14 protein-coding genes are annotated in these 19,348 nt (G+C 42.4%); 7 read left to right on the forward strand and 7 right to left on the reverse strand.

Features of this window, described 5'->3' with window-relative positions; genetic code table 11:
- Positions 1-68: 68 nt before the first annotated feature.
- Both HCG69_RS03685 and HCG69_RS03690 read right to left on the reverse strand, forming a co-directional pair.
- Positions 69-2,153, reverse strand: a complete 2,085-nt coding sequence (locus tag HCG69_RS03685; RefSeq protein ID WP_221648898.1) for a hypothetical protein — start codon at positions 2,151-2,153, stop codon at positions 69-71.
- Positions 2,154-2,444, reverse strand: coding sequence for a RyR domain-containing protein (locus HCG69_RS03690; protein ID WP_221648899.1), 291 nt, complete (start codon positions 2,442-2,444; stop codon positions 2,154-2,156).
- 463 nt (positions 2,445-2,907) lie between these two features.
- Here HCG69_RS03690 and HCG69_RS03695 point away from each other — a divergent pair, with 463 nt between their 5' ends.
- From HCG69_RS03695 to HCG69_RS03705, 3 genes are all read left to right on the forward strand, one after another.
- Positions 2,908-3,909, forward strand: coding sequence for an IS110 family transposase (locus tag HCG69_RS03695; protein ID WP_221648900.1), 1,002 nt, complete (start codon positions 2,908-2,910; stop codon positions 3,907-3,909).
- A 223-nt stretch (positions 3,910-4,132) separates the two neighbouring features.
- Positions 4,133-7,030 carry a pitrilysin family protein gene (locus tag HCG69_RS03700; protein WP_221648901.1) on the forward strand — a complete coding sequence of 966 codons (2,898 nt, stop codon included), beginning with the start codon at positions 4,133-4,135 and terminating at the stop codon, positions 7,028-7,030.
- A 187-nt stretch (positions 7,031-7,217) separates the two neighbouring features.
- Positions 7,218-7,712: a DUF4251 domain-containing protein gene (locus HCG69_RS03705; RefSeq protein WP_221648902.1), complete on the forward strand. Its 495-nt coding sequence runs from the start codon at positions 7,218-7,220 to the stop codon at positions 7,710-7,712.
- Between the two features lie 68 nt (positions 7,713-7,780).
- On the opposite strand, the gene HCG69_RS03710 is transcribed toward HCG69_RS03705, so the two are convergent.
- Positions 7,781-8,398 carry a trimeric intracellular cation channel family protein gene (locus HCG69_RS03710; RefSeq protein WP_002560604.1) on the reverse strand — a complete coding sequence of 206 codons (618 nt, stop codon included), beginning with the start codon at positions 8,396-8,398 and terminating at the stop codon, positions 7,781-7,783.
- 86 nt (positions 8,399-8,484) lie between these two features.
- Between HCG69_RS03710 and HCG69_RS03715 the strand changes: the two genes are divergently transcribed.
- The gene (locus tag HCG69_RS03715; RefSeq protein ID WP_025867273.1) at positions 8,485-9,567 is read left to right on the forward strand and encodes a UDP-N-acetyl glucosamine 2-epimerase; all 1,083 of its coding nucleotides are present in this window, start codon (positions 8,485-8,487) and stop codon (positions 9,565-9,567) included.
- Here HCG69_RS03715 and HCG69_RS03720 read toward each other — a convergent pair.
- Positions 9,556-10,446 carry a glycosyltransferase family 2 protein gene (locus tag HCG69_RS03720; RefSeq protein WP_025867272.1) on the reverse strand — a complete coding sequence of 297 codons (891 nt, stop codon included), beginning with the start codon at positions 10,444-10,446 and terminating at the stop codon, positions 9,556-9,558. The two genes, HCG69_RS03715 and HCG69_RS03720, sit on opposite strands and share 12 nt — an antisense overlap.
- Positions 10,447-10,548: 102 nt before the next feature.
- On the opposite strand from HCG69_RS03720, the gene HCG69_RS03725 reads away from it, so the two are divergent.
- The 3 genes from HCG69_RS03725 (at position 10,549) to HCG69_RS03735 (ending at position 15,499) form a co-directional block, all read left to right on the forward strand.
- Positions 10,549-13,137 carry a DUF5686 and carboxypeptidase-like regulatory domain-containing protein gene (locus tag HCG69_RS03725; RefSeq protein WP_221648903.1) on the forward strand — a complete coding sequence of 863 codons (2,589 nt, stop codon included), beginning with the start codon at positions 10,549-10,551 and terminating at the stop codon, positions 13,135-13,137.
- A 109-nt stretch (positions 13,138-13,246) separates the two neighbouring features.
- Positions 13,247-14,524, forward strand: coding sequence for a replication-associated recombination protein A (locus HCG69_RS03730; protein WP_002560608.1), 1,278 nt, complete (start codon positions 13,247-13,249; stop codon positions 14,522-14,524).
- Positions 14,525-14,542: 18 nt separating this feature from the next.
- Positions 14,543-15,499 carry a D-2-hydroxyacid dehydrogenase gene (locus HCG69_RS03735; RefSeq protein WP_221648904.1) on the forward strand — a complete coding sequence of 319 codons (957 nt, stop codon included), beginning with the start codon at positions 14,543-14,545 and terminating at the stop codon, positions 15,497-15,499.
- Between the two features lie 713 nt (positions 15,500-16,212).
- Here the strand turns inward: HCG69_RS03735 and cydB are convergent.
- From cydB to HCG69_RS03750, 3 genes are all read right to left on the reverse strand, one after another.
- Entirely contained in the window at positions 16,213-17,361 is a 1,149-nt protein-coding gene (cydB, locus tag HCG69_RS03740; protein WP_002560610.1) for a cytochrome d ubiquinol oxidase subunit II, read from the reverse strand.
- Between the two features lie 26 nt (positions 17,362-17,387).
- The gene (locus HCG69_RS03745; protein ID WP_221648905.1) at positions 17,388-18,956 is read right to left on the reverse strand and encodes a cytochrome ubiquinol oxidase subunit I; all 1,569 of its coding nucleotides are present in this window, start codon (positions 18,954-18,956) and stop codon (positions 17,388-17,390) included.
- 62 nt (positions 18,957-19,018) lie between these two features.
- Positions 19,019-19,246 carry a DUF4492 domain-containing protein gene (locus tag HCG69_RS03750; protein ID WP_002560612.1) on the reverse strand — a complete coding sequence of 76 codons (228 nt, stop codon included), beginning with the start codon at positions 19,244-19,246 and terminating at the stop codon, positions 19,019-19,021.
- Positions 19,247-19,348 lie beyond the last annotated feature (102 nt).

Genomic DNA, 19,348 nt, shown 5'->3' on the forward strand with positions numbered 1-19,348 from the left:
AGGAATCCGTAAATCAGTTGGGCGTTTGTTTTCTTTAAAAGGACGAATTAAGAAAAGAGACAGTAACATTAAACCGATTGCAACTCCACAATCTCATAGCCTGCCATTTGTACCAGTTTAGGCAAAGCATCTATCACTCGTTGATCATTCATCAGAACCTCTTTCGACAGTTCACAATAGGGGCGGATATGCGGATGTATTTTATATACCGAATCTCTTACTTCACCTGCCTTGTATCCGGCAATTGTACGTTCGGCATTCCAGCGTAGGTGCTCTGTCTGCATAAATATTTTCATGCACTCTTCAGACAGAGACAATTTAAATCCTTTATATACTTTGGAGGTACTCTTCTTTAAATCATACCCCATCGAACGCAGGTAAGTACGATAAATATCTACCTGATACCGATTGGACCAACGCATCACTTCCTGTAATTCAAACCAGTGTTGCTTTGCCGTCTCCTCCAATGCCCGGTATTCCACATCATTATTCCCGGTATATGCCCGGTACAAATCTGAAATAAATCCTTTACGATTGTAGTTTTCGTTGATGAACATCGGAATGGTATCATTCAGCATTTCCATATTAAGTCCTTTATCGAGCATGCCAAATATATGTACGTACTCAAAGCGGTTCTTTTTTTCTCCTTTCTCTTCATCAACCGATTTAACTTCGGAGTCAAAACGAATCAAATCACCCAGCCCCTGCAGTAACTCCTGACGAATAAGAATCCGTGCCTTACACTTATACATATTGATAGGCAGGTTCAATCCAACAGACAAACTTAAATCCGGTTCTTTAATAGTAATGGCCACGGTCAGCAACTGATTGGGATCACATGCCGCCTTTGCCAATTGCTCCCGCAACTCCGGATTGCAAATATCCCTGTCCTGAAAATCAATATCGATATCCTTGATCTGACTTTCGATGTAGGGGTACTGAGTCCGGAAATAATCCAGAAGACAATGCATATTCTTATCAACAACCGTTATTTTAGTTTTAATACGTTGATCATCCGGCAAAGATTCATCGTAATTGGGATAATGACAAATACGCAGGGCTTCGAGCAATAAAGCACGCCCCATGCGATTGAACCCAACAATAACCAAATGCACATATTGTTTACTCTCTTTGGTTATAGGAACATAATCGAGAGGGGCATACGGACTTCCGGTATCTTCAAGTGCATAAAGGCTCCACAGACGACGCGCCCAGTTTTCATAGAAGTTAAAAGGACGGAATACAATCACCTGTTTGCTAACAACCTTACCTGCTGCTTCCGCTTCACCTGTTTCTTCCGTCGGCCTATCCCTCTTCCTATTCTCTTGCTGCTTCGTATAATAAAGGTATTCTTTGGGTAAAGAAAGCTTCTGAATATTAGAATAAGAGGGAATGCGGTCTATCTGAACATAAACGGGAAGCAGCTCGTGCCCCTCACCACGTAATTGGCAAATGAGCTTGATGCTGGTTATATTCTTTGAATCCCGCCCAAAATCATTCTGGTCTCCCAAAACATACACTTCCTTTACTACATCCAAGTTTAGCCTGGAAAGATCTTCTATAGAATCCGACTCCCCAAAGTAGAGCTTCAAAAATTTCTCTTTACACCTATCCAGACGGGTATTGATCTTTGCCCGGACAGTATCAATGGGTTGTGAAGTCATTAAAATAACAGTATGACATTCTCCTCCGGCAGTAGTGCGTTCCAATAATCTATTTATAAGCGTACAGGTCACTTCACTATATCCTATAACGACATAATGATTCCTGATATCTTTATAATTCATCTCACCTTTTCGAACCCTCTCTACCCGACGTTCAATAATATTTGAAACGGTAGAGATAAGAACACCGCCCATCAATACGGAACCAAAAAGACTCACAAAGAATGCAAAGAAACGATTACCGACTTCATTTTCGACAATCTGGTTGCCCGAATCAACAAAGTTGTTGTAGATAGCCCAGATATTATCCCAGAATCCATCACTGGTGTTCAGGTTAACCCTCAACAACAAAGCCCAAAGCCCGGCAAAGAACAAGACAACAACAATAACAGATACCAATAATCCAATCTGAGGCCAGAGACCTCCACAGATGATCCGATCTATTCCCTGTTGGGAAAAAATTTCTCTGATTCTTCGTTTAACATCCATCTACCTGGTAATTTTAAAGCCCAGTGAAAGTATTAATTTAAGTGTTCCTTCGGCAGTAATCCGGTCATAAGCCTTTTCCGAATCCGGCAGTTCTTCAAAAGGGATAAGACACGGATGTTCTTTTGCGGCATCATTTCGTTCCGGGCCAAAACGCCATCCCTCCTTCATCCGGGCTTCAGACCAGGTTTCGTGCACATTCTTCGCTAAAAGTTCGGATAGTTTTTTCAATTCCTCCGGCAGCTGAACATCGCTGACATCTATAGGAGACGGTGTGTATTCTTGTTTCTTCATAATTAACAGATCTTTTATTCAATCATTATCGTATTGATCTCTCGTGTCTTAATAAAAAAACGTTAATGTGAAGGATATATTGCCAACCCACTCGTAAAATGTGCTTCCCGCACAGGGAAGTTCGACAGGCGATGGTTCGTTGGAACGCGGATTAACACAGATGAACACAGATTAAAAGACTGTAGTTATTTATCATACATTTGCTTCCTTTTGTGAAAATCTGCGTTAATCCTTTAGATTTGCATCATAATAAATAGAGGTTGAAATATTATCTTTGTAGTTAAAACAAGTTAACCAAGGAAAGCAGGTGACCTATTGCGTTATCTAGGCAGAAGTCCTATACGCAGAATTAGTCCTGCTTTCCTTTTCAGTTGAATCGTCCCAATTAGAATTTTAGGTCGTTAGCCTATTAAAGGATTTAGTGAGTTCAACCTATGGTTAACAATAATGTTGCAACAAAATTATGAAAAAGAATTGGTTTATCGGCATTGATGTATCCAAAAAAACATTGGATGTGGTTATTTATGACTCTGCAAAGAAACATGCGGACACTGAGAATTACAAACAGTTATCCAACAGCAAGGAAGGATATGATACCTTACTATCCTGGCTTAAAAAGAAAAAGGCAGCACTTGACCAGATCGTTGTCGGTCTGGAGCATACAGGCACTTACAGTTTTGATTTGCGGCTTTATTTGGAAAAACACCAGATCGATTACTGTACGTTTAACCCTTTGCATCTGAAACGTTCATTAGGTCTGGTTCGTGGCAAAAACGACAAGGTGGATGCCGAACGGATTGCCTATTTCACCTATCTTCATCGGGAAGAACTTACCTATTCTAAACTTTCAGGAAGTACCGTACTTCGTTTGCAGGACTTGTCGGCTGAGAGGAAGCGCTTTGTCACACAGCAGGCTGAATATAAGGCCTTGTTGACTGACAACAAGGAACGTCCCAGAACAAGTACTCTGCTACGCGCTCAAAATATGGTGGATGTGTTGGAAGGAGAAATTAAAACTGTGGAAGAAGAAATGATTGCACTGGTCGGAAAAGATCCGGCTATTGCAAAAAATTATGAATTGCTGACCGGCATAAAGGGTATTGGAAGTGTCAATGCCATTTCCACCCTCATACACACAAATAACTTTGAAGCGTTTGAAACGGCAAGACAGTATGCCTGTTACTTGGGCATTGCCCCCTTTGAACATACTTCGGGAACCTCAGTCAAGGGGGCCACCAGAGTTTCCCATATAGGGGCAAAACTCTTGAAAGCGGACCTTTCGCAAGCTGCAAAGTCTGCAATTGTATGGGACAAGGAATTGAAAGAATATTATATTCGTAAGACAATGCAGGGAAAAGCTTTGGGAGTGGTATTGAATGCTGTGAAGTTTAAATTGATATGTAGAATGTTTGCAGTTGTCAAAAGAGGAACGCCGTTTGTGGAGTTGAATACATATAAAAGTTAAACAGGCTGCTACACTAGATAGCAACCCATTTAACTTATTTAACTGTTTTTTCTTGCACAAATATTTGCGCAGGTCTTAGAATTCTGCGTTTCAATAATAATCAATTGTGATGTATTACTTATTTGTAATCACAATGTTATTTTTCCGAGGTTTTCGTAGTTCTTTTGTGATTTTTTCATAGCTTTGCCTACATATACATAAAAACACTTTATTTAATTATTTTATGAAACTAATCAAATCTCTCATCCTTTTGGCTGCGATAGCAGTTTCTGTCCCGTCATTTGGGCAAGGACTGAAAGCATTTAAGCTGAAAAACGGCCTTTCCGTATATATATGGGAAGACAACACGAAGTCTGACGTATTCGGATTGGTAGGAGTACGTACAGGGGCAGTTAACGATCCTGCCGAATATACCGGACTGGCTCATTATCTGGAACATGTAATGTTTAAAGGAACCGACAAAATTGGTACACTCGACTGGGCTGCAGAAGAACCTATTTACCAACAAATCATCGCCAAGTATGATGAAATGGCCGATGAATCCGATCCGGTAAAAAAAGAAGCCATTGGTAAAGAAATCAATGAGTTGACTATTCAGGCCGGAAAGGTAAGCGTATCTAACGAATTTTCTAACCTGATGGAAAGTATGGGAGGTAAAAATCTAAACGCTGCTACAGGTATGGATTTAACCTATTACCATAATTCTTTCCCCGCTTTTCAGATTAACAAATGGCTGGAAATCTCTTCTCAGCGTTTTCTGAATCCGGTATTCCGTACCTTCCAATCTGAGTTGGAAACGGTATATGAAGAATACAACCGCGGGCAGGATAATCCTTGGCGCGTGCAATACGATTTTATTCAGAGTAAAGCGTACGAAGGACACCCTTACTCACGTTCGGTACTTGGTTTGCCCGAACATCTGAAAAACCCTCGGTTAAGCCAGTTAATCAAGTTTTACAATGACTGGTACACAGCAGAAAACATGGTATTGGTTCTGGTAGGTAACGTAAATGCCAACCAGATCAGTGGAAGAATAGCATCTACTTTCGGCCGTCTTCCTCAAAAAGTAACCCCCGAACGTAAAACCTATCCTGATCTGAATATCAAAGGGCGTACACAATATACGGCTAAAATTGGTCAATATCCATCAGTATGTATGATTTACAAAGGTGTGCCAGCCGGACATCCGGATGAAAAACCCCTGGAAATAGCACTTGCATTATTACACAACAGTAGTGCTACCGGAGCACTCGATAAACTATCAATTGATGGTGAAATAACAAATGGTTCCGCATCTCTGGAAGCCAATCGTCAGCAAGGTCGTTGCAAAATAGCAGTAACTCCATTGTATGATGAAAACCAAAGACGTTTTGAATCAAACAAGAGTGCCGAGAAGAAAGCATTGAAAGCGATTCAGCAGATTGCTAATGGTGAAGTGGAAGATTGGATCATTAATGCCATCAAAACCAATATGTGCCGCGAATTTGATCAGGTTATGGAAGCAAGTGAAAACAAAGCACTTATTCTTTTACAAGCTTTTATCAATGAAGAAGATCTGGGACAGGTACTCAACTACAAAGATGAAATCATGGCCATCAACATCGATGATATTAAGCGCGTAGCCAAACAATACCTAAGCAATGATTATCTGGCTCTTTATATAGAAAAAGGCAAATTAAGTAAAGATGCCAAAATAAAGAAACCAGGATACAAACCTATCGAACCTCCTGTAGGCAAACAGTCACTCTATGCACAACAATTCAAGAACTTACCTATCGGTCAGGTAGAAGAAAAATTTATGAATTTCGGTGAAGTACAGACTAAACGGATCAATGACCGTTCTAAACTGTTCTACACTCCCAATTCGGAAAACGAAGTATTCAGCCTGACACTGAAATATGGTGCGGGAGAACGCACATTCCCTAAAATTGGTATTGCAGCCAGCTTAATGAATAATGCAGGTATCATGGGAATTTACGAACCGCAAGAATTGAAAAAGGAACTTAGCAAGCTGAATGTCAGTTGTAATGTATTTGCCGGTGATGACTATCTGTACATCTCAATGCGCGGATACGAGAACAATCTTCCGGAAGCCTGCCAACTACTTGCTCGCCAGATCTTAATGCCTAAACTGGACGAAAAACAGTTAAGCCGCATCAAAGGTAGTACACTAGGATCACGTCAACAGCGTAAAGACAATGTACAGACCCTGGGTGCTGCTTTGAATCAGTACATCCGTTATGGAGATAAATCTCCTTTCATAGACGAACTGACTGACAAACAAATCCTGGAATTACAGATATCAGAACTGACAGGCGATATCAACCGTGCCTCCAATTATGAAGCGGAAATCTACTATACAGGTACGTTGCCTTTCGACAATGTATATGAAATCCTGAGCAAAAACCTTCCGTTGGTGGCTAATGAAAAACCAACTGATTCACCACAAGTGAAACCAATTGCTCCCGTTACAGAAAACACGGTTTATTTCCTGCCGAATTCAGACGCAGAACAAGCTCAGATCTATTTCTTCATGCCGACAGCAAACTATGACAAAAAGGATGATGTATTGCGCGATGCATTCTACCAATACTTCTCCGGAGATTTCAACGGGCTGGTATTAAGTGAGCTTCGTGAAAAGCGTTCTATGGTTTATACCGCTTATGGAGTAGTTACAACGCCTATCCTTCCGGGATATCCAACTACTTTTATCGGGCAAATCGGAACACAAAACGACAAAGCCAATGAAGCATTAGCTCTTTACATGGATTTGTTGCGTAATATGCCGGAAAATCCGGATCGTATGGACAATATCAAGAGTTATCTGCGCCAGGAAGCACTTACTACACATCCGGACTTCCGCGATAAAGCTCAATACTTTGAACAGTATAAGAGAGTGGGATATACACAGGATCCCGCTATTGAAAACATACCGAAAATTGATGCTTTGACTTTTGATGATATAATGAAGTATTATAAAGAAAACATCAAAGACAAACCAATTGCTATCGGTATCATGGGTAACCCGAAGGATATCAATGTAGAAGAACTGAAGAAATTCGGTAAAGTGGTAAGATTAACAGAGAAGAAACTGTTCAATACCAAAGATGCACTGTTCTAAGAACTGAAAAGTAACTGATAATATGCAATCCCTGTTTGTAATACATTTATTACAGGCAGGGATTTTCATTTCCGGACATTAAACATTATAACTACTTCCTCCTTTTTCTGTTTAATTTCATTAAATAAAGTACAGTTAATCTGTATTTTAGTATATTTGAATGTTAGTAATTAAAAAGAGTAGCGATATGAAAACGAATAAACGTACTATTATCTTAATGCTCCTGTTGATTATCGGTTTATCCGGAGTTTCTGCTCAAAGTAAGAAAGAGCAAAAAGAACAGAGAGAACAAGCTGTGAAAGAACAGATTGTATCGGAGAAGTATAAAATTAGTGTGAGTACCGCCTATCCTCGCCGTGGTAAGACTGTCTACTTATCTTCACCTTATTCCCTGGAGATAAGAAATGATTCTGTTATTTCGTATCTGCCTTTCTATGGACGCGCATACTCCATCCCTTATGGTGGAGGCGACGGATTGATATTTAAAGCACCCCTTGATAAATACGAAATGAAAATGAATAAGAAGGGAGCTGCAAAGATCGAATTTATTGCCCGTAGCCCGGAAGACAGGTTTAAGTTCAGCTTAACCATCTATCCCAATGGTTCAACCAGCATCAACGTCAACATGCAAAACCGTGAATCGATAAGTTTCTCGGGAGAAATGGAAGAGAAAGAGTTATAGAGTTGTAGGGTTATAAGGTTATGAGATTGTAAAGTAATGGAGGGTAACCTTATAACCCACTTTATATATCATTCTTCCTCCTCCCCCTTCAAAATCGGCAAGCAAATTTGATACTTTACTGCCAGAATGCGCGTTACAAAGACACTGCATCCACTTATAATTTGCGTTACGACAGAGTCCAGTCCTAAAAGGTGGCACATCCAATATACAACACCACCTACCACACATGCCATGGCATAAATCTCTTTACGAAATATCAAAGGGATCTCATTAATAAACACATCACGGATCACACCGCCTGCCGCACCGGTAATGCTACCCATCATGATTGCAACCCAGAATGGGTATCCCAAAGCTATACTCTTTCCCACACCTACTACGGTAAACAGAGCCAGACCGACACTATCAAACACAAAAAATGTATTATGCAAATGAATCAGATGTTTACCAAAGAAAATAACCCATAACAGAGCCATTGCCGTACAGATCAGATAGACGGGATTCGTCATCCACCCGGGAGTAACCCCAAGCAATACATCACGAATAGTACCACCGCCAATGGCAGTAGCCAGGCCCACCACATAAGCCCCGAACCAATCAAAGCGCTTGGCAGAAGCCAGACGAATACCACTGATTGCAAAAGCAAACGTACCTATAAAATCCAGAATTTGAACGAATGTTGGCATATACTACTTTTTTTTGTCTGCAAAGGAACAAATAATTCCGCAAGAAAGCGTACTTTTGTTTTCAGAAAAATAGATAGAAGAGCGATATGAAAATAACTATTGTTGCCGGGGCCCGCCCTAACTTTATGAAAATAGCGCCTATCACACGTGCCATTGATGCTGCACGGGCGCAAGGTAGAAGAATCTCTTACCGGTTGGTATACACCGGAAGACGCGATGATACCAGTTTGGACGCTTCTTTATTTGCCGACCTCCATATGAGGCAACCGGATGTTTTTCTGGGAGTTAGTGATAGCAATGCCACTCAATTAGCTTCGGGCATTATGGTTGCTTTCGACAAGGAACTGACAGAGAATCCCGCACATATCGTTCTTGTGGTCGATGATCTTACAGCTACAATGAGCTGTGCCATCGTTGCCAAGAAACAGGGAACTAAAGTAGCGCATCTTGTAGCCGGTACCCGCTCATTTGACATGAACATGCCCAAAGAAGTAAACCGGATGATCACTGACGGGCTATCCGATTATCTGTTTACGGCAGGCATGGTAGCAAACCGCAATCTAAACCAGACCGGAACGGAGGAAGCCAATGTATATTATGTAGGAAATATTCTTATTGATAACATCCGCTATAATCGTAATCACTTTATTCGTCCGCTTTGGCTTTCCGTACTCGGTGTAGAAGAAGGAGATTATCTTCTGCTCACCCTCAACAGACGGGTATTGCTGAACAAAAAGGAGAACCTGCGCCGACTGATGGAAACAATTATAGAGAAAGCGGCCGGCACGCCAATTGTTGCCCCAGTGCATACCTATGTACGTGATGCAATCAAAGAGCTGAGTATCTCTGCTCCCAACCTTCATATCATGCCTCCGCAAAGTTATCTTTCTTTCGGGTATCTGATGAATAAGGCAAAAGGTATTATCACAGACTCTGGCAATCTGGCTGAGGAATCCACATTCCTGGGAGTTCCCTGTATCACACTGAACAACTACTCGGAACATCCGGAAACATGGCGTATCGGAACCAATGAGCTGGTAGGTGAAGATCCCGCCGCACTGGGCAAAGCAATGGATACACTGATGAAGGGAGAATGGAAACACGGCGGACTGCCCGAACGCTGGGACGGACGGACAGCCGACAGGATTGTGCAAATATTATTGTCTTGATTTCTTTTCAGAAAGAAAGGTACAGAGATACCCCAACTTATAAAAAGCAAAAAGATTCAATGAAGGATGCTGGCTGGTAAGATTGCTTACCAGCCTTTTTTCATTATGCTTGAATAAGAAAACGACGACAGGCACCATTTGCAGACGTTTTACAATAGTATACCATCGTAACAACTTTACATGCGAATGCATCTGGTCAATGTGTCCGTCAAGATTACGGACCGCCCTGCGTATTTTCATAAGAAACTGTTCACTGTTTTCTTCCACCAGATGATATACCGCATTGTCTATATGCAATATTTCTACTCCCGCTTGCTCCAATTGCATTCCGAACAATGTATCTTCGTATCCCAAATGGAATGATTCATCAAAACAGACCTTCAGAAAAGCATCTCTACATATCATGAAATTCATGCTGATAAAGCGGTTATAAGGCTCCCGATTTCTTTGTTCAGCACTCTGCTCTTCAACAGCCATTCCATATTTATAACGTAATATGGCATTGGCGGGAATATTTTTACGCGGATAAACGAATCCACCACAAACCACCAGACCGGGACGAGCCACCTTAAGATACTCAGCAATGAAAAAGTCGGATACTGGCATGACGTCCGAGTCTAGAAACAACAGATAAGGATATTGTGCCTCCGAAGCCAGATAATTACGAATACGGGCAGGGCCCTGATTTTCTTCCTTTTGCAGATAGCGGCAACCTTGCCATTCTGCTATTTTCCGGTTCTGTTGACGAATGTCTTCACAGGAGGCATCATCAGCCAGCAAAATCTCAAAAGGGATTTGCAAAGCAACTGCCTGACTATGTACTTTCTCTATTAACGGCAGACAGACAGCATTGTACGTAGGTATCAATATAGAAATCATTATCAATCACAATTATAGGAGACAAAAGTAATACAAAAAAGGTTATTAAGAACTACGTTTTCAAGAGTAATTTGTTAACTTTGCCACCTCATGTTGAAGTATATGAAGCTACTATATAAAAAACTTATCCTTTTATTTCTGCTCGTATTTGCTGCGTCACAGTCTTTTGCGCAGCTAAAGGGGGTTATTACAGACTCAATCACACACGAGCCACTGATGTATATTTCTGTTTACTATGAAGGGAAAGGCGTTGGCGGAGTGTCCAATGCCAATGGTGAATATCAGATAGAGACCCGTAAAAACTGGAACGAAGTAACCTTCTCATCCATTGGTTACCGTACTAAAGTTATCAAACTGACTCCTGGACAGAAAGTATTGGATGTACAAATGGTACCGGACGATGTAATGTTGTCCGAGGTCGTTGTAAAACCAAAGAAAGAGAAGTACTCAAAGAAAAATAATCCGGCTGTAGACTTCATGCGAAAAGTAATAGAGCATAAGAAGGCTCAAAAGCTGGAGGTAAACGACTACTATCAATATGATCAGTACGAGAAGATGAAGATGTCTCTCAACGATATCACTCCCGAAAAGCTGGAGAAAGGCATCTACAAGAAATACTCTTTCCTAAAAGATCAGATTGAAGTATCGGAAACTACTAACAGCCTGATTCTTCCCATATCTATTCAGGAGACATCCTCACAAACTGTATTCCGTAAAAGTCCGGAAAGTAAGAAGACAATTATCAAAGGAATGAATTCCAATGGTATCAATGAATTCTTCTCAACAGGAGATATGCTTGGAACCGTACTACAGGATGTATTTACCAATGTTAATATCTATGATGACGATATCCGCCTGCTGCAAAGGCGTTTCACTAGTCCTATTGCCAAAGAGGGACTGAATTTCTATAAATACTATCTGATGGATACGCTGACGGTAGAACGGGATACCTGTGTACACCTCACGTTTGTGCCCCAAAACTCGCAGGACTTCGGTTTTACGGGGCATTTGTATGTGTTGAAGGATTCAACATATGCCGTCAAAAAGTGTGTTATGAACCTACCCAAGAAAACAGGCGTTAACTTTGTCAATCAACTGGACATTGTGCAACAATACGAACAGTTACCCAACGGAAACTGGGTCTTAATGGATGACGATATGCTGGTAGACCTCTCTTTGGTAAAGTCAATGGGGGGGCTACAGGTACAGCGAACAACGAAATACAGCAATTATAAGTTCGATCCTATTGAACAAAGGCTTTTCCGCCTGAAAGGTTCGGTAATCAAAGAGGCCGATATGCTGTCAAAGAGCGACGAATACTGGGCGGAAGTTCGCCAGGTGCCGCTCACCAAAACAGAAAGCAGCATGGATGTGTTCATGAACCGGATAGAACAGATTCCGGGATTCAAGTACATCATTTTCGGAGCCAAAGCATTGATTGAAAACTTCGTGGAAACTACCGGCCCTAAGAAGCCCAGTAAAGTCGATATCGGGCCTATTAATACGATGATATCCAATAACTATGTAGACGGCTTACGCTTACGACTGAGCGCCATGACCACTGCCAATCTCAATCCGCACTGGTTCCTGAGCGGTTATGGAGCTTATGGTTTCAAAGATCATCGCTGGAAGTATAGTGGGACACTGACCTATTCGTTCAATAAACGCGATTATGTAGTCTGGGAGTTCCCAAAACATTTCATCTCTGCCACTTACAGTTACGACGTTATGTCTCCAATGGATAAATTCTTGTTTACGGATAAAGACAACGTGTTCGTGTCGTTCAAGACTACAACCGTAGACCAAATGTCGTATATGCGTGATGTTGCTATTAACTATGAACTGGAAACCCCGACAGGTTTTGGTGTAAAAAGCATGCTCCGTCATCGTAATGATGAACCGACAGGTAATCTGAAATACTGGGCGAACAACAGTAGCGCAGACAAGATGCCATTACCCAATGAAAAACCAATTCACGACATTACCACTGCCGAAGCAAGTGTAACCTTACGATATGCGCCGGGAGAAGCTTTTGTAAATTCCAAGCAACGCCGTATCCCGGTGTCACTGGATGCTCCTATCTTTACCCTGACCCATACGGCCGGTTTCAAAGGAGTATTGGGTGGCGAATATAACTTTAACCGTACCGAAGCAAGTATCTGGAAACGTGTATGGCTCCCTTCGTCCTGGGGTAAAGTAGATATCAGCCTCAAAGGGGGAGTCGAATGGAATACGGTTCCCTTCCCATTGTTGATATTGCCGGAAGCCAATCTTTCGTACATTACACAGCGCGAAACATTCTGTCTTATCAACAACATGGAATTCCTGAATGACCGCTTCGCCTCCCTTTCATTGTCGTATGACATGAACGGAAAGCTATTCAACCGCATCCCCTTATTGAAGAAGCTAAAGTGGAGAGAAATGATCCGCTTCCGCACCTTATGGGGTACACTGACAGATAAGAACAATCCCTTCAAAAGTAATAACCCCGACCTCTTCCTTTTCCCGATGCGCGACGGACAGTACACAAGTCATGTGATGGACCCTAAAATACCATATATGGAAGCAAGTATAGGTGTTTACAACATTTTTAAGCTGTTACATGTTGAATATGTACACCGCCTGACATATCGTGATAATCCGGGTATCAACAAATGGGGAATACGGTTCATGGTATTAATGGTATTTTAAATAGTGATTAACGGAGTAGTGATAAGTGATTAGCTCCATGCGGATATAGCGTAGCCCACTTATCACTAATCATTTATCACTTATCACTAAATCACTTATCACTAACAATATGCAACCATTAGCAGAACGACTTCGGCCAAAGACACTGGATGACTATATAGGTCAAAAACATTTAGTAGGACCTGGTGCTATCCTGCGCAAGATGATTGATGCAGGACGAATCTCCTCTTTTATCCTCTGGGGACCTCCCGGGGTGGGGAAAACAACGTTAGCGCAGATCATCGCCAACAAGCTGGAAACTCCGTTTTATACATTGAGTGCAGTTACTTCGGGGGTAAAGGATGTACGCGAAGTGATAGACCGTGCCAAGAGTAACCGTTTCTTTTCGCAGGGAAGCCCGATACTTTTCATTGATGAAATACACCGTTTCAGCAAGTCTCAGCAAGATTCACTGTTAGGGGCTGTAGAGCACGGAACGGTTACACTCATCGGTGCTACCACGGAGAATCCCTCTTTTGAAGTGATTCGCCCCCTCCTCTCCCGCTGCCAGCTTTATGTACTGAAGTCTCTCGAAAAAGAAGACTTACTGGAGTTGTTGCAACGTGCCATTACCACAGATACGATACTGAAAGAGCGCCGTATCGAACTAAAAGAGACCAACGCCATGCTCCGTTTCTCGGGAGGCGATGCCCGTAAGTTACTGAACATACTGGAACTGGTAGTAGAATCCGAAACAGAAGAAACTGTCATCATCACCGACGAGATAGTAACCGAACGCCTGCAACAGAACCCGCTTGCTTATGACAAAGACGGAGAGATGCATTATGATATTATCTCTGCCTTTATCAAGTCTATCCGCGGTAGTGACCCCGATGGCGCTATCTACTGGCTGGCACGCATGGTAGAAGGTGGCGAAGATCCTGCTTTCATAGCCCGCCGCCTTGTTATTTCGGCAGCCGAAGATATCGGACTTGCCAACCCCAATGCTTTACTTATAGCCAATGCCTGCTTTGACGCACTGATGAAATTAGGCTGGCCCGAAGGTAGAATCCCATTAGCAGAAGCCACCATCTATCTGGCTACAAGCCCGAAGAGTAACTCTGCATATAGTGCCATTAATGATGCTCTTGCCATGGTACGCGAAACCGGCAATTTACCCGTTCCGCTCCACCTGCGCAATGCACCAACCAAACTGATGAAACAGTTGGGGTACGGACAAGAATACAAATATGCCCATAGCTACGAAGGTAACTTCGTGAAGCAGCAATTCCTGCCGGACGAGTTGAAAGATCGCCGTATCTGGCAACCGCAACACAATGCTGCCGAACAAAAGCATGCCGAACGAATGCAGCAGTTGTGGGGTGACAGATATAAAGAAGGAAAATAATCATTAAAACAAAAGAATATGAAAATTGTAGTATTAGACGGTTATGCCGCCAATCCCGGCGATTTATGCTGGGAAGGCCTGAAGGCACTGGGTGAATGCACGATTTACGATCGCACTGCTCCCGAAGAAGTATTGGAACGTGCTACCGGTGCAGAAGCCATTCTGACCAATAAAGTAGTGATTACCGCAGAACATATAGCAGCCCTGCCCCAATTGAAGTACATCGGAGTACTGGCTACCGGATATAATATCATAGACATTGATGCTGCCCGTGCACGCGGAATCATAGTTACCAACATCCCCGCATACAGTACACCTTCTGTGGGACAAATGGTATTTGCACATATCCTGAACATCACTCAACAGGTGCAACACCACTCCGAAGAGGTTCATAAAGGACGCTGGACCAACAGCCCTGACTTCTGCTTCTGGGATACTCCGCTCATTGAATTGCTTGGAAAGAAAATCGGCCTTATCGGTCTGGGACAAACCGGATACAATACAGCCCGTATTGCCATCGGTTTCGGTATGAAGGTATGGGCATACACTTCTAAATCGCGTCTGCAACTACCACCGGAAATCAAAAAGATGGAACTTGACCAGATTTTCCGCGAGTGCGATATAGTGAGTCTGCACTGCCCGCTAACTGAGCAGACACGTGAATTGGTAAATGCACGTAGACTGGCACTGATGAAACCCACAGCCATACTTATTAATACCGGACGCGGCCCGTTGGTAAACGAACAAGACCTTGCCGATGCCCTCAATGAGAAAAAGATTTATGCAGCCGGCGTAGATGTACTTTCTACTGAACCGCCTCGTGCAGATAATCCGTTATTGACGGCACGCAACTGCTATATTACCCCACACATTGCCTGGGCTACCACCGCTGCCCGCGAACGGTTAATGGGAATTATGCTGGAAAACCTGAAAGCTTATATGGCAGGTAAACCAGTAAATAACGTAGCAAAATAATAGAGAACTGTTCTTTTTACTGACACACTCTTTTTAAAAAAGAGACGAAGTAGAGAGAAAACAGAGAACATTGCATCATAAAAAATAGAAAAAGGGGCGTTATACACCTGGAAAAGGTGGATATAATACCGGAATAATCACCGTTTCATGCCATGAAAAGTTCAGTTTTCTTGTGTGCAAAAAGTTTCTCGGCTCCGGGGAGGCACTTCCCCGGCTCCGAGGAGGGAACGGCTCGGCTCCGGGGAGCAATAGGTTCGGCTCCGGGGAACAAAAAAAAGGGTTATCCGATTCTACTTCTCTCTCACTGAGAAAATATCTCCTGATAGCAAAATAAAGCTGAAAAACAAGAAGAAAGAACCTTTGGAAAATAAAACAGGATGAATGACGTTCCATTAGTCATTCATCCTGTTGTTTTATTATCAAACTGCAAAAAGCTTAACGCTCTACAGTCCATTCTTTTCTATCCAGCATACAATGGGTAGGAAATAGAGTACTCCTTAGCTTATAGAAATACAATTTGACAGTTATTTAATTGACAGTTGACAATTGACAGTGGACAGTGGACAATTGACAGTGGACAGTGGGCTGCGTTATGACAGTACACTCCTCCTACCCTGAAGGACATCCTTCTCAGAAAGGAATGGATTGTGCGGCCACGCTGCATAGTAACTGTCAATTGTCAATTGTCCACTGTCAATTGAATAACTGTCCACTCAATAAGCGTGCCCCCCTTCATCCATCTCCTCAGCATCTATCTTCTTCTTATCAATGCTACGCCATGCATAGAAAATATAAGCAATAACGAAAGGCACGAGAATAGATACATATGCCATTGTCTTCAGGGTAAACTGGCTGGAGCAACTGTTACTCAACGTTAGTGAACTCTGGATATCAGTGAATGACGGATAGTAAGCAGTATTATTATATCCGGCTATAAGCAGCAGGGCAAGCACTGTCAGTATCGTACCACCACCGGCAAACCAGATTCCTTTATCAAATGTCTTTTTCAGAAGGGTACGCAGAATACCGAATAATACCAGTACCACACCGATCAGGAAAGTAACCAGTACCGCAGGCATCGCCAGGAAGTTATTCAGATACTTATACGGTTCCATATAAATCTCTTTAGTATCCGGATTTACAGCATATCCATCAGCCAATAGTGTACGAATAACGAAAGCCAGGAAAAAAACAAGGAAAAGCCCTGCATTGGCGTAAAGCGCCCGACGACATTTAGTAATCAATGCATCATCTGCAATATTATTAATAAAATAAAGCAATCCTAAAACACGCGCCAAAAAGAACACTGCCAACCCCAGAACAACATTCCATGGATTAAGTAAGGCATCCAGTCCGTGCCAGCCGTTGCCCCACTGACTGATAATGGGCATCATTATATTGCCCATATTCGCTTTATTGATATAGAAATCAGAACCGGTAAAGAAAGTAGCCACAGCGCCACCAAGCAGCAACGGCCCTACTACCCCATTGATCACTAAAAACGTCTGATACGTCTTTTTGCCCAACAGGTTACCTGCTTTACTCTGAAACTCATAACTGACAGCTTGCAGCACAAAGCTGAATAAAATAATCATCCACAGCCAGTATGCACCACCAAAGCTTGTGCTATAAAACAAAGGAAAAGAGGCAAAGAAAGCTCCGCCAAACGTTACCAGGGTAGTAAAAGTGAACTCCCACTTGCGCCCGGTAGAATTAACCATCATTTTACGGTGTTCTTCTGTCTTTCCCAGACAGAAAAGCAACGAATTTCCACCCTGCACAAACAGCAGGAATACGAGTATAGCCCCTAATAAAGAGACTATCAGCCACCAATAATGTTGTAGGAATATATATGTACTCATAATTTAAAGGAGTTAGAAGTTAGTAATTAGTAGCCAGAATCCTTTTCAGAAACCTGAGGTCCTTTCTTTATCTCACGCAACATGATACCGATCTCTGCAATCAGCATGACGGTGAACAACACTACAAAGATAAAGAACGTGGCTTGCACAGAACCAACATCCAGTTTGGAAATAGCCACTGAGGTAGGCATCATATCACGTATCGCCCAAGGCTGACGACCACATTCTGCTACTACCCATCCCGCTTGTCCGGCAATATAGCCCAACGGAATAGTCCACAAAGCGATGTATTGCATCCAACGCATCTTCGACAAGTCTTTCTTATAAACAAAGAAGAGAACCAGCATAAAGAACAGGATAAAATACCCGCCAAGCATTACCATCACGCGGAACGCATAGAAGTTTAACGGAACATTGGGTACTAACTCGTTCACATCCTTGATATATCCATAGCCAAAATACGGAACATTCTCTTTTAATACCGAATAGGCAATCTGTGCATCGGCTTCATTGCCTGTCGCCTTTGCCGCTTTATAGGCATCCAGTGCAGCAATCGCCGTTCGTCCACGTTCCATCTTTTCGGCAGCAGAAAGGGCTATCGTACCATCCTTCTGCATATACCCTCCTTCAATAATATTATTGATACCGGGGACAAAAGCATTCATCTCGCGTTCCGCCAGCAAAGAAAGCAGTTTGGGTACTTCAATACGGAAGAGAAAAGGTTTCACCCCATCATCATAGGTCTTCTTCTCAGGGTTCAGCATACCGATAGCCACCAGTCCGGCACCCTCCTGCCCTTCATAATAACCTTCTACAGCAGCCAGTTTCATGGGTTGCGTTTGTGCAATCTGATAGCCGGAACCATCGCCCGTCCACAAAGCAAGCAAAGAAGCCGTCAAACCAAAGATTGCTCCGATCTTAATACTCGACATGGCAAACTTCGTATTCCGCTTCTTTAAAAGATACCAGCAACTGACACCTACCACAAAGATAGCACCTAATACCCATCCACTCAGCACCGTATGAAAGAATTTATTGACTGCCACAGGCGAAAGGGCCACTGCCCAAAAGTCCACCATCTCATTACGAACACTATCCGGATTGAACTCCATCCCTACCGGATGCTGCATCCAAGCATTGGCAACTAAAATCCACCAGGCAGAGATTGTCGCTCCCAATCCGGTGAGCCAAGTAGAAGCAAGATGGAATCGTTTGCTTACTTTATCCCATCCAAAGAACATTACAGCAATAAACGTGGCTTCCATAAAAAAGGCCAGAATACCTTCAATGGCAAGCGGTGCTCCAAAGATATCTCCTACAAACCAGGAATAATTACTCCAGTTGGTTCCAAACTCAAATTCGAGAATTAACCCGGTAGCAACACCGACGGCAAAGTTAATACCGAATAGTTTCATCCAGAACTTAGCTGTGTGCTTCCAGAATTCAAACCCTGTCTTGTAATACAGTGTTTCCATGATAGCCATTACAACCGCAAGCCCAAGGGTGAGCGGAACAAAGATCCAATGGTACATGGCTGTCATCGCAAATTGGGCTCTCGACCAATCAATCAATGAGGTGTCAATACTTTCAATCATATTATTTTGTAGTTAGTTGTTATTAGCTCGGAGTAGTAAAAGTGAGGAGAAAGAGAGTAGAATCACTCTTCCGGCGGAATAGCCCGCCGAATCAGTTCTTCACCCACGTATTCGCTTTTTTCTTCATCCGAAGACAGATGTCCCAGGAAGTTTGGAAAGAAAAATATTCTGAGAATAAAAAACATGATAAACAACTTCACGAGAATGATAAGCCACAAAGTACGACCTAAGGTCATGCTACGAAAGCCCTCAAGATAGAAGTTCCAGATATTCAGGAGTGTATTCTTCATAAACAAAACACGTAGTTAATGATAGCAAACGCTAAAGTACGTTATATATGAAGAATAACAAACAAAAGGAAGAAAAAGTTTAAAAATAGTGAGTAGTGATTA

The sequence above is a fragment of the Bacteroides sp. K03 genome (genome assembly GCF_019734355.1).
GTDB lineage: Bacteria > Bacteroidota > Bacteroidia > Bacteroidales > Bacteroidaceae > Bacteroides > Bacteroides nordii.